Consider the following 16,543-nt stretch of genomic DNA (forward strand, 5'->3'; position numbering starts at 1 on the left):
ACTGATGGCTGACAAAAGCGCCCGCCTGGCCTTCATTTTGAGCCTGACCGACAAGGTCACCGCCCCGCTGGGCAAGGTCAAAATGGGCTTTTCTGACCTTGCCGAGCAGGGCCAGAAGAACATCACCCAAATGGGCCTTGGCCTGGCTGGGATGGTGGGCGCCGGCGTGGCCATTACCCAGTCGCTGGAACCCGCCCTGGAGATGAACCGCGCCCTGGGCGAAGTCCGATCGTTGGGCGTGGCCGAAGATGCGTTGAACGCACTGAACCGCAAATCCCTGGAATTCTCCGTCGCTTATGGAGAGAACGCCCGGGACTTTGCCGCCTCGGCGTATCAGATCGAGGGCGCCATTAAGGGCCTGGCGGGCAGTCAGTTGGCCACCTTTACCAATGCCAGCAACTTGTTGGCCAAGGCCACCAAGTCTGATGCCGACACCATGGGCACCTACGTCGGCACCATGTACAACCTTTTTAAAGGCCAGGCCGACGCCATGGGCAAAGGCCAGTGGGTGGAAAACCTGGCTGGCCAAACCGCCACCGCAGTGCAGCTGTTTCGCACCAGCGGCGAGCAGATCGGCGAGGCATTCAAAGCGGCGGGCGGCCTGGCCAGTACGGCAGGTGTGAGCCTGGCCGAGCAAATGGCGGTGCTGGGCACGTTGGGCAGCACCATGGATGGCGGGGAGGCCGGTGGCCTCTACAAGTCGTTCTTTGAGAACGTCAGCGGTGCCTCGGAAAAGCTCGGCATGTCCTTTGTCGACCAGCAGGGCAAGTTGCTGCCGATGATGGACATCCTGGACAAGCTCAAAGGCAAGTTCGGGGATCTGTCGATCGAGGCCAACGGTAAGAAGCTGCGCGATGCCTTCGGCGGCGAAGCGGCGCGCCTGATCACCACGTTGATGGGCGATACCGGCCGCTTGAAAAACGGCATGGAGCAGCTGGGCAATGTGCGCGGCCTGGAGAACGCCGAGCGTATGGCCAAGGCCATGGTGGACCCGTGGCAACAGTTCGGCGCCGCTGTGCAGGCCTTGCGTATTGCGTTCGGCCAGTCATTGATCCCGATCCTGGCGCCGCTGATGGATCGCCTGGTGGGCATTGCCAGCACGCTAACCCGCTGGACCCAGTTGTTCCCCAATATTACCCGCGTGATCGGCATCGCTACGTTGGTGGTGTTCGGGATCATCGCCGCCATGTCCTTACTGACCTTGACTGTGGGCATGTCGAAGATGGTCTGGCTGGGCATGGTCACGGTGTGGAAAGTCCTGACCATGGCCGGCCTGCGCAGTATCGCCATGTTCCTGTACCACACGGTCATGGTGATCGGGTTTGTGGCGGGCCTGGTTTTGATGGTCGCCTGGATGGGCCTGGTCAAGGGCGCGATGTTGCTGTGGCAGGGCGCGATCTGGCTGGTCAATACCGCGTTGCTGGCCAACCCAGTGACTTGGGTGGTGATCGGCATCGTTGCCCTGGTCGCGGCCGTGGCGGCGGCAATCATTTACTGGGACGAGTGGACCAGCGCATTACTCAACAGCGAGGCGTTCCAGTGGGTCAGTGGCCAACTGACCGCGCTGTCTGAATGGTTCGACTCGATGGGCGGCTGGTCAGCCATGGCCAGCGCGGCCTGGGACGGCATCGTCAACATCTTCAAAAGCGCGATCAACGGCCTGATTGAGATGTTGAACAAGATCCCGGGTGTGCAGATCGATGCGGCGTTCGGCGACATGCCGGCCGCGCCGGACTTGCCCACCATCAGCGCGCCACAGGTCGAGGCACCGTTGCTGCCGCAATTGGTGAGCGCTCCCCAGCAACCCATCCAGGCGCCGCCCCTGGTGATGGCTGCTACGCCGAAAGCACCGGCGCCGGCCATGCCTGCCCTCAACGCTCTGCAGCCGCGGACCCAAGCGCCGGCGCTGGTGCTGGCACCTGTGCCGAAAACCCCGGCGCCGATCGCCCAGCCACTGACGGCTCCCGAAGCCCCGCGTACGGCGCCGGCCCTGGTGGCAACGCCGGCATTAAAAACGCCGGCGCCGATCGGGCCGCAACTACACGTTGCGCAGCCAACGCAACCGCCGGCTCTGGTCACCGCGTCCAAGCCGACCGAGAAGGCCGAGCAGAGCCAGCAACGGATCAACAACGCCGTGACCAGCCTGTCACCGAAACGGCCCGACGCCGTGCCCCGGGGCGGCTTGCTGGCCAGCATCCAGAACAACAACCAAACCCAAAACAAGGGCACTCACGTGGAGAACGTCAACATTCACACCGGAAAACCGATGAACCCGCTGGAGCTGGAAGGCATGTTGGCCATGGCGGTGGGCGGATGAGCGAATACATCGACCTGCTGATTGCCGACAACGACCTGGTACTGGACCCATCGCGTCAGCCGCTGCTGATCGAGGACCGGGCCAGCATCGCCCAGGACATTGCGCACATGATCCGCGAGAGCGGCTTGCTGGTCACCTTGGTGGCCGAGCGCAGCCGCCTGCGTCAGCGCGATTGCATCCAGCAATTGGAACTGCTGGTGGAGGCCGACGAGCGCCTGGTACCGGGCACGGCCCTCATTAAACAAGTGGAGTCTGGCCAGTACCTGGTCACGGCGAAAACGCTGAAATTTGGCGACATCGAGGTGAGCCTGTGAGCGACGTAGATTTTAAGCAGGCTCTGGCTGACGGCGGCATTCCGGTCACCGAGGAAGGCTTGCGCCAGGCGTGGGAAAAGGAAGTCGCGGCCCAGGGCAGCAAGATGAGCAACACCAGCGCTTATTCGCCATTCTGGCGGGTGATCACCGCCTTGGTGACTAAGCCTGTGCTGTGGCTTATCAACTTCGTCAGCGGCACGATCCTGCCGAACTTCTTTGTCAAAACCGCACGCGACAAGTGGCTGGACATGCTGGCCTGGGCGGTCAACGTCGAGCGCAAGGGTGCGACCAAGGCTAAAGGGGTGCTTTTGTTTACCCGCGATGTACCAGGTGGCGCGCTGGAACTGCCCGCCGGTGTGCGGGTGCAGTCCGCAGCGATCAACGGGCATATCTACCAGTTGATCACTACCCAGGCCGTCACCTTTGCGGACGGCGTGCTGCAGCTGGAGGTCCCTGTAGAAGCCGAGGACGTGGGCAGCGGCTACAACCTGGCCCCGGGTTACTACGCCATCCTGCCGGTGCCCATCGCCGGCATCGTCCAGGTGGTGAACGCGGACGGCTGGCTGATTGCACCAGGTGCAGATCCTGAGCCGGACGAACAGCTGCGTTTGCGCGTGCGCAACCAGTTCTCGGCGGTCAACCAGTGGCACACCGACTCGGTATATCGCGCCATGATTTCGGCTTTCCCAGGCGTTCGGCCGGATGGCGTGTATTTCCTGCACGGCGCGCCGCGTGGCCCGGGCAGTGCCAATGCCTACGTGCTGTTCGATGCGGACGTTCCGGCGGCGACTTACCTGGAGCAAATCAACGCGCATATTCGCGACCAGGGCAACCATGGCCACGGTGATGACCTGCTGGTGATGGTCATGCCAGAAACCCAGCACGCCCTGAGCCTGACCCTGTGGTCGCGGCCATTATTGACCGTGGAGCAACGTACCAAGCTGCAGGCCGAGGTGGAGCAGTTCATCCGTGCGGCGTTCCGCGAGAGCGGCACCGGTGACTATCAGCCAACGCTGACCTACCCCCAGTCGCGGTTTTCATTCAGCCGCCTGGGCGAAGAACTCCACCAGCAGTTCCCCGGCATTGAGTCGCTGCATTTCGACAATGCCGACATCGTTTCAGAGCTGAGCATTCCCAGGATAAAGAGCCTGCAGGTGGTGCCGGCATGATCAAGCTCAATTTGCCCTTCTGGCTCGATGGCCCGCAGTTGGCCAAGCTGAAAGCTGCCGCCCAGTCCTGGTGGGAGAAAGTCGAAGGTTGGCTGCAATGGCCGCTGCTGCAGATGGATGCCGACACCTGCCACTTGACCGTGCTGGACCTGCTGGCCTGGCAACGGGATATCAGCCGTTTCAAGGACGAACCCGAAAGTCTATACCGACTTCGCGTCAAGTTCGCCTTCATCAATGCCGTCGACGCCGGCAGCACGGCCGGGCTCAAACGCATCCTGCAGCGCCTGGGCGTGGGTTATGTCGAGATTGACGAACGCATGCCCGATCGGGACTGGGACGTGGTGATGCTGCGCCTTTCCGATTCCCAGCTGTCGCAGAATCCGGAGCTGCTGCGCGTGCTGATTCAGCAGTACGGCCGCACCTGCCGGCGCTATGACTTCGTGACCCTCACCCCCGTATCGCTGCGCCTTGTCGCGGCTGACTTCAACGACGATCAGCAAACGCTGATTGCCAGCCTGTAGGAGCCTCTTGTGGGAGCCAGTATTACCCTTGCAGGCGAAAGCCTGATCGCCCAAAAACTGGGCGCACAACAGCGCCTCGATGTCGTGCGCTTTGTCTTCGCCAACGTGCCCGGACTGGACCCGAACGGCCCGGTCAATCGTGCCGCGCCAAAGCCGCCGGCGGCGCAGATCGTCCACACCTACACGATTCCGCAACAGAACATCGGCTTCGTAAACCCGAACCAGGTGGTCTACAGCTCGATGCTGGGCAGCGAGATCGGGGACTTTGACTGGAACTGGATCGGCCTGGAAACTGCCGAGAATGTCCTCTTGGCCGTGGCCTATGTCCCGCTGCAGCAGAAACGCAAGAATATTCCGCCGCAGCAGATCGGCAACAACGTCACCCGCAACATCCTGGTGGTGTTCGACGGTGCCCAGGCGCTGACCGGTATCACGATCGATGCCAGCACCTGGCAGCACGACTTCACCGTGCGCCTCAAGGGAATTGATGAGCGCGAGCGGTTGAGCAATCGTGACGTGTTTGGCCGTGCGTGCTTCTACCGCAGCGGCTGGCTGGTGGAGAAGGTCGGGACCTGGTATCAGCTCAGACCAGGACTAGCCTACATCGAAGGCATCCGCTTGGAGCTGACGAGTGCTTATCAGATCGCACCGGCCAGCGCTCCAGCGCCGGTGTGGCTGCACGTGTCGTTGCGCCGGGAACTTAACGATGTGGTGGCAAGCTGGAAAGTGGTTTTTGATCCTAACCAGGTCGACTACACGGACGCCGCTGGAACGCGCAATTACTGCATTCAGTTGGGGCATATTGCAAGCTCTGGGCTGGTCACCGATCTACGCAAAGTTGCCGAAATAGATGGGCCGCTGGTTGACCATTTCGCCGCTCAGGTCGGTCATTACCCGCAACTGCGTTCGGGCAATGCAGACAAGTTGAGCAATCCTCGCAAGATCAACGGCGTGGCGTTTGACGGTTCGGCGGACGTGACGGTAGAGGACAACACAAAGTTGCCCCTCACCGGTGGCACGATGGCTGGGGGCATCCGCGCTGACTTCCCTGCAATGGGTGGCGGCTTTGTCGATTGGTGGAAAAGAACCCCGGCCCTGCAGATTGATTGCCCAGTCAATCAATATGCCTATTCCATCTGGAAAGGCACCAACTGGGAGGAACGTGATCTAGCAGCGATGGATGTTTACTCCGGAGGCGACAAAGATTCCATCCCCTCGGTGGTGCTACATGTCCATCCAAAACTTAATGCCTTCACGTTCGAAGGTAGCGGTGATCTGGCGATACTCGGCCGCTACAAGGGCAGCGGGGCGTTGCTGCAGAGTTTGAATGCGAGCGAGATTACGACCGGGACGGTACCCAAGGGCCGCCTAACTGGCACATATGACGTCAGCGTGACCGGTAATGCCAAGACGGCGAGCCGGTTTGAATCTGCTCGGCGCATCAACAACACGCTGTTCGACGGCTCAAAAGATATTCAAATCACCGACGACGGAAAGCTACCGCTGACTGGCGGGACACTGAGCGGCTCGCTCTATGCTGACTTCCCAGCCATGGCGGGTTCCTTTGTGGATTGGAAGGAGCGCAGCGCGGCTTTGCAGATTACGTGCCCCACCAACACTGCGGCCTACCAAGTATGGCGGGGCACGTGCTGGGGTGACCGCCACCTGGCGGCCATGGAGGTCTACGCCGGTGGTTCTTCAACATCTCAGCCCACCGTGGTGATGCATGTAGGTTGGGCCAACAATGCATTTACCTTTGATGGTTCTGGCTCTCTCACCATCAAGGGCTCGTACATCGGCGACGGTGGATCGCTGGGCGGCTTAAACGCCGGTGCGCTTGCCCTGGGCACCGTTCCGGCTGCGCGTCTGTCAGGCACCTACAACATTGCAGTGTCTGGCAATGCGGGCAGCGCTTCCAAACTGGCCACCCCCCGACTGATCAATGGCGTGGAGTTTGATGGCAGCCAAAACATTGCGATCGCCGACGGTTCTAAAGTGCCGCTGGCAGGCGGCACGCTGACGGGCACTGCACGGTTTGATTTTCCGCAACTGGGTGGTGGGTTTGTAGATTGGCGCAGCAGGTCGCCAGCGGTGCAGGTGGATTGTTCCATCAATAGCTACGCGTACATGGTTTGGCGAGCTACCAAGTGGAATGAGCGGCATTTGGCTTCGATGGAAGCCTACGCCGGCGGCGGAGCCAGTACACCTGCACAAGTGGTGACTCATGTTGGTTTAACCAACAACGCCATGACCCTGACTGAGGGCGGCAACCTGTCGGTGGCAGGTGCCTATTTCGGTAGCGCAGCGGGGCTCACTAACTTGCCGCAGGCGACACCTGATGTACCCGGCGCGGTATTGAAAAACACAGCGTCACTGGGACCAAGCGGCTGGTGGAAATGCGCGCAAACCGGATTGATTAAACAGTGGGGCTTCACACTGGGTGCCTCAGACACTGTGACCCACCGCAGTTTTCCCATCGCGTTCCCAAATCGTTGCGCGTCATTGGTCGCATCCAGGACCAGTGTCTTTTATTCCGATACTTCCACCGGTACCAACACCCTGATCGTCAGCAACTCTCAGTTCTCGGTGATATCCGGTCCTTTCAACTCGCCCGATGAAATCTACTGGGAGGCCACTGGCTACTAATCATGAGCATCTATTTTCACGCCGCAACAGCTGGCTTCTACGACACCCGCGCCCATGGGGAGCGCACCGCCCTTATCGCTGATCCGAAGTGGAAACACCCCATGATCAGCGTGCCGGATCCTGACTGGATGGCACCAGAGGGCTCAACGGATAAAGCTCCGATGATCAAGGTTAAAGACCCCAAGGCCAAACCACCTTTGATAGAAGTCCCGAATGCTGGCTGTAACCTGCCGCCAGCTGCGCAGTTGCTGGAGATCACCCAGGCTGAATACCAGGCTCTATTTGCCGCCCAAGCGCAGGGTAAAGTCATTCAAGCCGTCAAAGGCCGACCGGTCGCCCTGGACCCGCCACCACTGACCTGGGAACAGGTAAAAGCGGGACTTGTGACAAGCGTACAACTGTTCCTGGATCAAACTGCCAAGACGGCCGGATATACCGACTTGAAGGACGCGATCAGTTACGCGGATGAACCGGCGGTTCTCAAGTTCCAAGCGGACGGCGTGGCGTTTCGTACCTGGCGCTCGTTGTGCTGGGCCTATTGCTACGATCAATTGGCGGCGATCGAGCAGGGTAAGCGCAAGACCCCGACCGGCGCCGAGCTGGTGGCTGAACTGCCTGCCCTGGTGCTGCCAAATGCCTGACATGACCTGGTCGCCAGTGACGATGCGCTGGCCTGCCCAAGCCACCGAATGGATGGGCCAGCTGTTAGCCGCTCAGGGCTTGGCCGGCGGCGAGCTGGCCAACACGGCCAAGCGCCTAGCGGACCTCGACGGCAAGGCTACTACCAGCCCCGGGCCGGTGGGTGGTGCCGCCCAGGGTGCGATCGCTGCAGGCCGTGGGGCACTCGCTGGTCAGATGGGAGAGGCCCCGGCGTGCTTGGTGGTGACGCCTTTTCAAAGTGGCATTGGGCAGGGCCGCGGTTACCAGCGTTTCCTGTCTGCGCCAAACTTGCTGCAGCAGCTGGCCGGCAAACTGGTGGACGTGAGCGACACCGGCCGGCCCGATGGTCCCCAGTTCGCCCTGTGCGTGATGTTCCTGGCCACACGCTTTGATCAGTTGGCCGCGAGCCTGGCGCGCTTCAATGCGCTGTTGCCGATGCCCGACCTGGTGCGAACCGAGCGCCGCGCACGGCACCTTTCCAAGCTGGAAACGGAAAAGTGGGAGATTCCCGCCGCCGGCACCTTGCCGCGTTGGCAGTCGTTGCCTCTGGAGCGTTGCACCGTGGTCAAGGCCGCGCAGCAATCTATGTCTGGCCAGCTCGCCGTCCTGGAGAGCTACGCGGCCGACAGCTCGCCCATGGGCGACCTTGCCGCGTTGGCCAGCCGCAAGGCGGCTCAACAGCAGGGCCGTGACCAGCAACTGGCCGATCTGAAAGCCTTGCTCGCCGGTGGTAACCCTGACAGCAGCATGCGCGCTCGCCTGATCGGCCCAGGCAATGCCACCGAGCTGCGCCAGGCGCTATTGGCGGGCGACGCCCCAGGGCATGAGTGGGTGCTGTGCGCCGGTGTCTTGCTGGTGGGTTCTGAGAAGGGTTTGAGCTTCGTTCGTGAGTTGGTGGGCCTATGACGCTCCTACTGGATGGGCAAGAGGTGCGCGGGAAAAACCTCAAGGTCACGGGCAACCTGCGCATCGAAAGCGACGATCTGTCAGGCCAGACCAGCAACACCGACAAGGGCCACAAGGGGTTCAAGCCCAAGACCCTGACCGTCAGCCTGATGATTCCTTTTGTTGATCAGGTGCAACTGCGTGACCTGATGCGCCTGGTGGAAGCGACCGAAGGCGGTGGCCAGCTCAAGACCTACCGCATCGTCAACGACACCGCCGCCGCGTTTGGCATGCGTCAGGTGACCTTCACCGAAGGCGTGAGCGCCCGGGAAGACGACAACCTACGCGCCTGGCTGATCCAGTTCACCCTGACTGAAAAACTGTCGAACCCGGAAAAAGTCGAAGGCCGGCGATCGGGCAACGCGGTCACCGCGCAGTCCGGCCCGGGCGGGGCAGTGGGTGGCGCCGGCGGCACCGGTGGCGACTCCAGCAACGGACCGGAGGAACTGACCGGTTTTGAAGCCACGTTGAAAAAAGTGGATGGCTGGCTGGGCGGGGCTAACACATGAAGCTGCACAAGGAGTTGGCCATCAACGGCGTGCCTTACGTCCTGATCAAAAACGAAGTCCGGCTGGACGCGAAAAGCCCCGGCCGGGCGACATTTACCATTCAAGCCAAAGGCTCGGTCAAGGGGCTGGTGACGCTCGATATCGGCTACAACGGCAACACGCTGCAGCGACACTTCATTGGCTACGTCGAACGCTCCACCACGGCCAGCAGCTCCCAGCAGGTGCTGTTCTGCCGCGAGCTGGCCGCGATCCTGGCCAACCCGCTGCCGCTGAACTTGCGTCACGTCGACCTGCGCGCCGTCCTGGTCGACATCAGCCAGCACACCGGGTTGCGCTTTCGCGTTCCGGATCGGCCGTATGCCGGCGTCAAGGCGCCTTTCTTCTACAGCCTGGCCGCTGGTTACCAAGCCATGGACAGCCTGGCCCGGGTTTTCAATATCCCCGACTTCATCTGGCAACAGCAGGGTGATGGGGAGGTGTTCGTGGGCAGTTGGGCCGACAGCTTCTTTGGCGTTCGCTCGCCGCTGCAGCTGCCGGTGGAGCTGTTCGATGACTACCAGGGCAACCAAAGCGCGATGATCGCAGCCCTTCCCGGGTTGCGACCAGGTGCAACGATCAACCACGGCGAGCGCATCACCAGTGTGGCGCTCATCGACAACCAGATGGCCATCCGATGGACGACGCAATCCGCCGCAGCGTAGAACGACAATTTCCTGAACTCACCGGTGGCTATCACCTGCCTCGCTTTGCCAGGGTTGTCGCCGTGGCCGACGCCCCGGCCGGCGCCGGGATCTGTGACGACTTCCGGCCGCGCTATGCGGTCGACATCGAGGTCATGGGGCCTGACGGCGAGCCAGACACCAAGCTGCCGATCCTGGCTGGCGTGCCCCTGCCGCTGCCCACCGGTGGCGAAGAGATGGGCATCTATGCCTTCCCGGAAGAGGGCACCCAGGTTGTGGTGTGCTTTGCCTATGGATTGCCGCATAAGCCTTATATCCAAACCATCCTGCCCCATGGCCTGAGCATGCCCAGCGTGCCGAAGGGCGACCAGGTGTGGCAGCACAGCGAGGCCTGTCAGCAGCGTGTCGACGCGGACGGCAACTGGCTGCGCCAGACTGACGGCAAGATCCGGGATAAGGCGATCGAGCGAGAAGTGGAGGCGATGGGAAATAAGGAGACGTTCCAGAATCACACCAGGACGGTGGATGACCATTCCACCGAGTCAGTGGGTGGAATCAAGACGATCGAGGCGCTGGGCGCGCTCAAGCTGTTGTCGGGTGGATCTGCGAGCCTGGCGGCGGTGGATGATTTGCACCAAGCGACCGGACGTGACTTGAACATGGTGGTAGGGCAGAAGCATAACTCCACGGTGGGTGGTGATATGGAGGAAAGGATTCAGGGTCTGCGCCAGAGCGTGGCAGCGGTCAGCCAGCGGCTTGTAGCGCCCAAGACATGGGTCGGATCTGAAGGGGTGAACGTGCTGCAGGTGCTGTGTGATTTGCTCGACTTGGTCCAGCAGATGAATGTCCAACTAGCCAGCCATACACATGGTCCGACACCAGTACCTGGTAATGCCGCCGTTTTTACTGGCAAGGCCGCCGAAGTGTTGCAGTTGAAAGGTCTGTTAAAGCCAATCACTTTATAAGTCATAGGCTGTTAATAGGTGGAGAGTGGGAATAGGTGGAACGTATTACCGATTTCGGAAGTGATTGTATGCCGTTCGTCTGAAAGACCTGTTGTGGAATTCTTTATTTGTTGTCAACCAACTGTTGAATAGCTCTGCCTCGTTTTTGATCAACGACCTTTAGAAACCCCGGCAGTTAGCGAGGAAGGACGGATAAGGACAGATAGCTTCTGATCATGAAACGGCGAGGCCCGCGTGGGAGCGGGCCTTTTGATGCCCTCGAAGGGGCACTGGTGCTAGTTTTCTCAGAAGAAATTTGTGATAACTTCTTCACCTAAGCGCTGGTGGAACAGTTTCGTGGTACAGCTTTGAACGTGAGAACTCAAAGCCTATGGCCCACGGCAGGCACCGTCAAGCTCATTCACTACGAAAACAATCGTTAGTTATGTCGTTAGTTATGTCGTTAATCAGGATAATTGATCCTATATTTACCGCCGTTAATAACGATTATGGTTGAGTGAGTGAGGTTGAAGTTGGTCCGTATGATCAACTGCGTGACGCTCCACGCCTAAGTGGTGTGGCTCATAGTTCTCGGAGTTACGACAATGAAAAACTTCATTGCGCGCTATCTTCCTGAAGAGGTGATACGAATTTTGCAGACGGCCTACTGGGCTTACCGCTGGTTCAAAATCCTTCAACAGGTGTAAGGCTGTACAGAACAGAGACTCCGGTCTCTGTTCTTTTATCTGCCTTGCTTACCCAAGCCTGCACCACCAGGACTGCGCATAGGCGCATCCATCAATGTATTCAATACCGTTCAGCACAAACCCCGAGGGAGCCATCCCCGACAGCGTCGCGTCCAATAGCTGGGGCAGAGGGCTGGGCTCAAGCGGCATCCCTTTGTGCAGTATGGCTATATTAGAGTTGCGTCCTAACTCGTCGGAGATCCCCGCATTAACGCGCACGTCTCCCGCTATGGCCGGGTAACGGCGCCTTTCTTGAGGGGTCAGCGGCACGCCCTTGCACCGCATCGGTGTGACCAGCATATGCATAGACAGCTCCCGATCAAACGTTGCCTGACTCTTCAAGAAGCATTTCTACCGCATAAGCCAAAGCACTGTCGGCTAGCTCAAGTAGATCGCATAGGTCGTCTCGCTCAATCACCTGCGCTCTGTACAGCTCGTGCGCCTGCAGCAAGAGGGTTTTATGGTGCGCACCTGGATGTTGGAGCAGTGCTGACTGATCCCGCAGGAATAACATCCATGTCTCGACGGTCCACGCTTTGGAGAGGTTGCCAATGGTCATAGGTACATCCGAAACAATACTGTATATGCAGACAGTATATGGTTTCGTTTGATCATCAGCCTGTGGATCCGACGAAGGGCAGGGATGAAGTGCGGAAGTTACGCGGCGAAGAAAAAAACGGATGAAAAAGCACTTATCCCCCTCCCGCCGACGGGGTATACGTCGTTTTTTTGTGCAAACACGGATGTAGTGCAAACGAACCGGCAGCCCAGGCGGGCCGTGGCGCTCTGCAGGCGATCGGCAGTTTCACAGATTGCAAAGTTTGGAAGAGAAGTGCAGTGCAGTTGCACAGCGGTGCAGCAGGCTGTCACGAACAGGGCAGGTCTGAAGGCCCCGGTTTCATTGGGGGCAAATTTTGAAAACGTTTGAATTCGGTACTTTTCGAAAATGTGAGCGGTCTTTTTCAGGTGACAACTACCTATGAGCGCGGAAAGGTAAATTCCGATACAGCCCTTGTTTTGCGAGGGCTGCAGCCATTCTGGGCCATTTCAATTGAGCGCACTGCGTTGGACGCGGATCGGCGGTTACTGGATGTGCGCCATACCTGCGAGAAAATGCTGGCAAGATGATAGCGATTCTCAGCTATAGGGTGGGCATTTCAAAAAGAGTGATAAAGGCAATATCGGATAGAAACTGGGCTGGAGGCCACGGTTTTACTGGGGTTCTGATATCACATCGAGAAGTGATATGAAGTGATATGAAAAGTAATATTTTGGCCAAACCCCCGGTTTCATTGGGTTTCGTTCCTTCGGAATATCACCTTATGAAAGAGTAATACAATTACTTCTATATCACTTAAATATCACTTTTCCCTAATACCGCTCAAAGCCTTGTAATGCGTGGCTTTCAGCTTGATTCGGAGAGCGATATTACCTTTATCACTCTTTTTGCAAGCCCCCACACATTTTAGAAACTCCGTCCTAGCATCGCCCCCGTCATCAGTGGCGCGCTGCTGTGTGCGACGACGTGTTGCCGCTGAGGCGAACCGACAAGTGGGAGCCAGGCCAGAAAGGCCGTGGGGGGTGGCTTATTACGTCGCTTGTTACGTCTAGCGCAAAAAACAAGGGCCTGCATCACTGCAAGCCCTTGATTTATATGGTGCCGGCACCAGGAGTCGAACCCGGGACCTACTGATTACAAGTCAGTTGCTCTACCAACTGAGCTATACCGGCGTGTTAGGGCGACGATTATAGCGATTGAAAAGGTTCTGTAAACCCCTGAATTCTGACTATTTTTGCAAACGCTGCGGTTTTTTGCAGTCGCCGTGTTTTTTGCCCAATGTCACTGCATGAAAACCTGCGCAGACAGTGCTCAGAAAAAAGCCATTAAATTGACTTTTTACCGTTCATCCAGAAAGCACAAAACAAAAACATCAAAATAATGACACGCCCTACCCGTTGTCACAGAATGCCCAAACAAGGACGCCTATAATAAGACCTGCGGTAAGTACCCGCGCTTGCCGAGCTTCACGTCTTAACGCTGCGTCGTGAGGAGCAGGTTATGAGCCTTAGCAGAGAAATCCTGGCGTTGTTCGGCAAGGATGTCGCCCATGACGCCGATGGCATCAATGCGCGAATGCACTTTTTCGGCAGTGTCCCTGAACAACCCCTTCAATATCTCCAACCGCTGGTTACCCCTTTGCTGCGTCCAAAAATAGTGGCGCTGGTGTCGATCAATGGCGGTGTCGGGCGCAGCACGCTGGTTACGGCGTTGAGCAGTGGTTTGCAGCGCCACGGTGAGTCGGTGGTGGCGTTGGACCTGGACCCGCAGAATGCCTTGCACCACCACTTTGGCGTCAGTTCCATGTTGCCCGGGATCGGGCGCACCAGTCTGGAGCATGGGCAGTGGGGGCCGCTGCAGCAGTTGGGGTTTGCCGGTTGCCAAGTGATCACGTTTGGCGATGTCGATATTCAGCAGCAGGAGAATCTGGAGCGTTGGCTCAAGCATGAGCCCGATTGGTTGGCGCAGCGTCTCGCGTCGCTGGGCTTGAGCGAGCGGCAGACGGTAATTATCGATACCCCGGCCGGCAATAACGTCTATTTCCATCAGGCGCTGAACGTGGCCGATGTGGTGCTGCTTATTGTGCAGCCTGACGCTGCGTGCCTTGGTACGCTGGATCATCTGGACACGCTGCTCGCCCCGTACCTTGAGGGCCAGTGCCCACCGGCTGTGCACGTAGTGGTCAATCAGGTGGACGAAAGCAATGCCTTTAGCCTGGACATGGTTGAGGCATTCAAACATCGGCTTGGCACAGACCTGCTGGAGGTGCATCGCGACATGGCGATCAACGAGGCCTTGGCCTTCGCGGCCGACCCGTTGGATAACGTGACCAAGCGGCTCGCCAGTGACGATATCAGTGCGTTGTGCCTGCTGCTGAAGGCGCCGAGGAAAACCGCGTGAAAGCGCGGTTTATACGGTTTACGCCAGATGCTTATGCACAATCGGTTGGTAACGGGGATTACTGAACGGCCATTTTGTGGAGCCGTTCTCAATACGCTGCAACTGCCTGTTTTGCGTGCGTTTTATTGTGTGAACAAAAAATGACCAGCGCTGCTTTTGGGCTGTAGCGCTGATGGCTACAGCTTTGGTAAAGAATTCATCAACAGAGTTATCCACAGGGCGCGGTAAGAAGTTTTGCCCTTTAATCGCGCTCGGCTAGCACCATCAGGTTGCGTGGGGTGAGGGTGTATTCACAGAAGCTGCCGAGCTCGACGTTGTAGCCGTGCTCCATCAGGAATAACGCGCGATCCAGCACCAGCCACATTTCCAGCGGGCGGCGAAACAGGCCTCGGACCAGCTCCAGGTTTCGTACCTCGGCCAGCCGGTGCCAGCCGTGCGCTTCCAGCGCCTCCCAATCCTGGTCACCGGTGGATAAATCCTTCAGGCGTGCCAGCTCCCGGCAATAGTCAGCGAAGGATTTATCCAGCCACTTCGTGGGCAGGGATGGCGTGGGCAGGTAGTCGTCGCAGCCGCGTAGTTGCCGTTGCAGCCGGTCGAAGCCCAGGCGCCGGGCCATGGAGGTATCGCGTTGCTGGCGTACGCGGTTGCCGGCAGTGACGGTTTCGCTCAGCGGCAGGCCCAGATCGTCGATCGACAAGTGCAATGCTGACGCGCGCCCGGTGGCGGACAGCGCTTGATAGTGGTCGGCGCCGATGCGGTTATAGCAGCACGGCGCCAGCGCCAGTTGCTTGCAGCCGGCTGCGCTGGCCAGTTGCAGCATGCGCACATGCAGGTCGCCGCATGCATGCAGGCCGACGGGTGTGTGCTCGGGGCTGATCGCCACATCCGCCATCACGTCTTGCAGGCGATGGGTAGCGCGCAAGCCGTGGTGATCACTCAAGGCTGTGCCGGAGGCAATCAGGGCCGGGTCATATTCCAGGCAGGTCAGCTGTTGGCCAGGTTGCAGCAGGCGGCGGCCGAGATGGCCTTTACCGGCGCACCAGTCCAGCCAGTGGTGGGGCTCTGCGGCAAAATTCAGGGCGGCGCCGAAGGCTTCGATCTGTTGCCACTTGCGCCCCGGAACGTCGACATCCAGGCGATGGCGAGCGGGTGCAAGCGCGTGTGTCGGCAATTTATCCACGGCGCTGAGGCGCAGCGCCTGTGCGGCCAACTGTGGAAAAGGCGCGGGCGCCGGCAGGTCGTGGGGGTGATTGTGGCTGGCTTCGGCGTCGTCCAGCGAGCGTCGGCGTAGCCACTGTGCTAGCGCGGGATGTTCGGTTTCCCAGGCCAATCGAAGCTGGGTAAAGGGCCGTGGTCGCCACAGCCCTTGGTGCTCGATCAGAAACGCATCCAGTGCCTGGAAGCGTGCCTCAACGTCCTTGGCATGCATCGACGCGCAGCCATTTTTCCAGCAGTTTAAAACCGCGCACCAGCACGTAGGCCATCACCAGGTAGAACAGCCCGGCCGCGAAGAAGATCTCCACCGGCAGGTAGGTACGGGCAATGATGGTCCGGGCCATGCCGGTCAGTTCCAGCAAGGTCACGGTACTGGCCAGGGCGCTGGCCTTGAGCATCAGGATCACTTCGTTGCTGTAGGCCGGTAGACCGATGCGCGAGGCGCGGGGCAGGATGATGTAGAACAGTGTCTTGGGCCTGGACATGCCCAGGGCGCGAGCTGCTTCGATCTCGCCCGGGGGAATGGCCTGGATCGCGCCGCGCAGGATTTCAGCGATATAGGCAGCAGTGTGCAGGGTCATGGTGGCGGTGGCGCACCAGAACGGATCGCGCAGGTAGGGCCACATGAAGCTGCCACGCACGCTGTCGAATTGCGCCAGGCCGTAGTAGACCAAAAACAACTGCACCAACAACGGCGTGCCACGGAAGAAGAAAATGTAGGCATAGGGCAGGGCGCTCACGTACCAGCGGCGTGATGAGCGAGCGATGCCCAATGGGATCGCCAGCAGCAGGCCGGCAATCACGGCGATTGCCACCAGCTCCAGGGTCAGCGTCGCGCCCTGGGCCAATTTAGGCAGCCACTTGATGATCACGGCCCAGTTCAGGCCCAGGTCGAAATGCGACAGCCAGCTGTAATCA

At 59.4% G+C, this 16,543-nt stretch carries 15 protein-coding genes and 1 tRNA gene; 11 read left to right on the forward strand and 5 right to left on the reverse strand.

Annotated elements, in window-relative coordinates:
* Positions 1-4 precede the first annotated feature (4 nt).
* From C4J92_RS01810 to C4J92_RS01855, 10 genes are read left to right on the forward strand one after another with little or no spacing between them, the layout of a single operon-like run.
* On the forward strand, positions 5-2,317 hold the full coding sequence (locus C4J92_RS01810; RefSeq protein WP_124402774.1) for a phage tail tape measure protein: 2,313 nt from the start codon (positions 5-7) through the stop codon (positions 2,315-2,317).
* Positions 2,314-2,631 (forward strand): DUF2590 family protein, encoded by a 318-nt coding sequence (locus tag C4J92_RS01815; protein ID WP_124402775.1) that lies wholly within the window; start codon positions 2,314-2,316, stop codon positions 2,629-2,631. The genes C4J92_RS01810 and C4J92_RS01815 overlap by 4 nt, the downstream gene beginning before the upstream one ends.
* A complete protein-coding gene (locus C4J92_RS01820) occupies positions 2,628-3,800 on the forward strand; it encodes a baseplate J/gp47 family protein (RefSeq protein WP_124402776.1) in 1,173 nt (390 codons plus the stop codon). The genes C4J92_RS01815 and C4J92_RS01820 overlap by 4 nt, the downstream gene beginning before the upstream one ends.
* Positions 3,797-4,321 (forward strand): phage tail protein, encoded by a 525-nt coding sequence (locus C4J92_RS01825; RefSeq protein ID WP_032895744.1) that lies wholly within the window; start codon positions 3,797-3,799, stop codon positions 4,319-4,321. Before C4J92_RS01820 ends, C4J92_RS01825 begins: the two co-directional genes overlap by 4 nt.
* 9 nt (positions 4,322-4,330) lie before the next feature.
* Complete coding sequence (locus C4J92_RS01830) at positions 4,331-6,967, forward strand: phage tail protein (protein WP_124402777.1); 2,637 nt, start codon at positions 4,331-4,333, stop codon at positions 6,965-6,967.
* 2 nt (positions 6,968-6,969) lie between these two features.
* Positions 6,970-7,608 carry a hypothetical protein gene (locus C4J92_RS01835; RefSeq protein ID WP_124402778.1) on the forward strand — a complete coding sequence of 213 codons (639 nt, stop codon included), beginning with the start codon at positions 6,970-6,972 and terminating at the stop codon, positions 7,606-7,608.
* 1 nt (position 7,609) lies between these two features.
* The gene (locus C4J92_RS01840; protein WP_124405756.1) at positions 7,610-8,533 is read left to right on the forward strand and encodes a hypothetical protein; all 924 of its coding nucleotides are present in this window, start codon (positions 7,610-7,612) and stop codon (positions 8,531-8,533) included.
* On the forward strand, positions 8,530-9,081 hold the full coding sequence (locus C4J92_RS01845; RefSeq protein WP_124366068.1) for a DNA-binding protein: 552 nt from the start codon (positions 8,530-8,532) through the stop codon (positions 9,079-9,081). The genes C4J92_RS01840 and C4J92_RS01845 overlap by 4 nt, the downstream gene beginning before the upstream one ends.
* On the forward strand, positions 9,078-9,782 hold the full coding sequence (locus C4J92_RS01850; RefSeq protein WP_124402779.1) for a hypothetical protein: 705 nt from the start codon (positions 9,078-9,080) through the stop codon (positions 9,780-9,782). The genes C4J92_RS01845 and C4J92_RS01850 overlap by 4 nt, the downstream gene beginning before the upstream one ends.
* Positions 9,755-10,726, forward strand: a complete 972-nt coding sequence (locus tag C4J92_RS01855; RefSeq protein ID WP_124402780.1) for a hypothetical protein — start codon at positions 9,755-9,757, stop codon at positions 10,724-10,726. The genes C4J92_RS01850 and C4J92_RS01855 overlap by 28 nt, the downstream gene beginning before the upstream one ends.
* Positions 10,727-11,460: 734 nt before the next feature.
* On the opposite strand, the gene C4J92_RS27105 is transcribed toward C4J92_RS01855, so the two are convergent.
* The 3 genes from C4J92_RS27105 to C4J92_RS01870 all read right to left on the reverse strand — a co-directional run bounded on the left by C4J92_RS27105 (position 11,461) and on the right by C4J92_RS01870 (position 13,182).
* Positions 11,461-11,757 (reverse strand): hypothetical protein, encoded by a 297-nt coding sequence (locus tag C4J92_RS27105; protein ID WP_124402781.1) that lies wholly within the window; start codon positions 11,755-11,757, stop codon positions 11,461-11,463.
* Positions 11,758-11,770: 13 nt separating this feature from the next.
* Positions 11,771-12,010 (reverse strand): hypothetical protein, encoded by a 240-nt coding sequence (locus C4J92_RS01865; protein ID WP_256657446.1) that lies wholly within the window; start codon positions 12,008-12,010, stop codon positions 11,771-11,773.
* Positions 12,011-13,106: 1,096 nt separating this feature from the next.
* A tRNA-Thr gene (locus C4J92_RS01870) sits at positions 13,107-13,182 on the reverse strand.
* A 328-nt stretch (positions 13,183-13,510) separates the two neighbouring features.
* Between C4J92_RS01870 and bcsQ the strand changes: the two genes are divergently transcribed.
* Positions 13,511-14,410, forward strand: coding sequence for a cellulose biosynthesis protein BcsQ (bcsQ, locus tag C4J92_RS01875; RefSeq protein ID WP_124402782.1), 900 nt, complete (start codon positions 13,511-13,513; stop codon positions 14,408-14,410).
* A gap of 241 nt (positions 14,411-14,651) precedes the next feature.
* On the opposite strand, the gene C4J92_RS01880 is transcribed toward bcsQ, so the two are convergent.
* Both C4J92_RS01880 and C4J92_RS01885 read right to left on the reverse strand, forming a co-directional pair.
* Positions 14,652-15,839: a methyltransferase gene (locus C4J92_RS01880; RefSeq protein ID WP_124402783.1), complete on the reverse strand. Its 1,188-nt coding sequence runs from the start codon at positions 15,837-15,839 to the stop codon at positions 14,652-14,654.
* A complete protein-coding gene (locus tag C4J92_RS01885) occupies positions 15,820-16,509 on the reverse strand; it encodes an ABC transporter permease (protein ID WP_124365093.1) in 690 nt (229 codons plus the stop codon). The genes C4J92_RS01880 and C4J92_RS01885 overlap by 20 nt, the downstream gene beginning before the upstream one ends.
* Positions 16,510-16,543: the final 34 nt, after the last annotated feature.

This window comes from Pseudomonas sp. R3-18-08, from assembly GCF_003852065.1.
Classification (GTDB): Bacteria; Pseudomonadota; Gammaproteobacteria; order Pseudomonadales; family Pseudomonadaceae; genus Aquipseudomonas.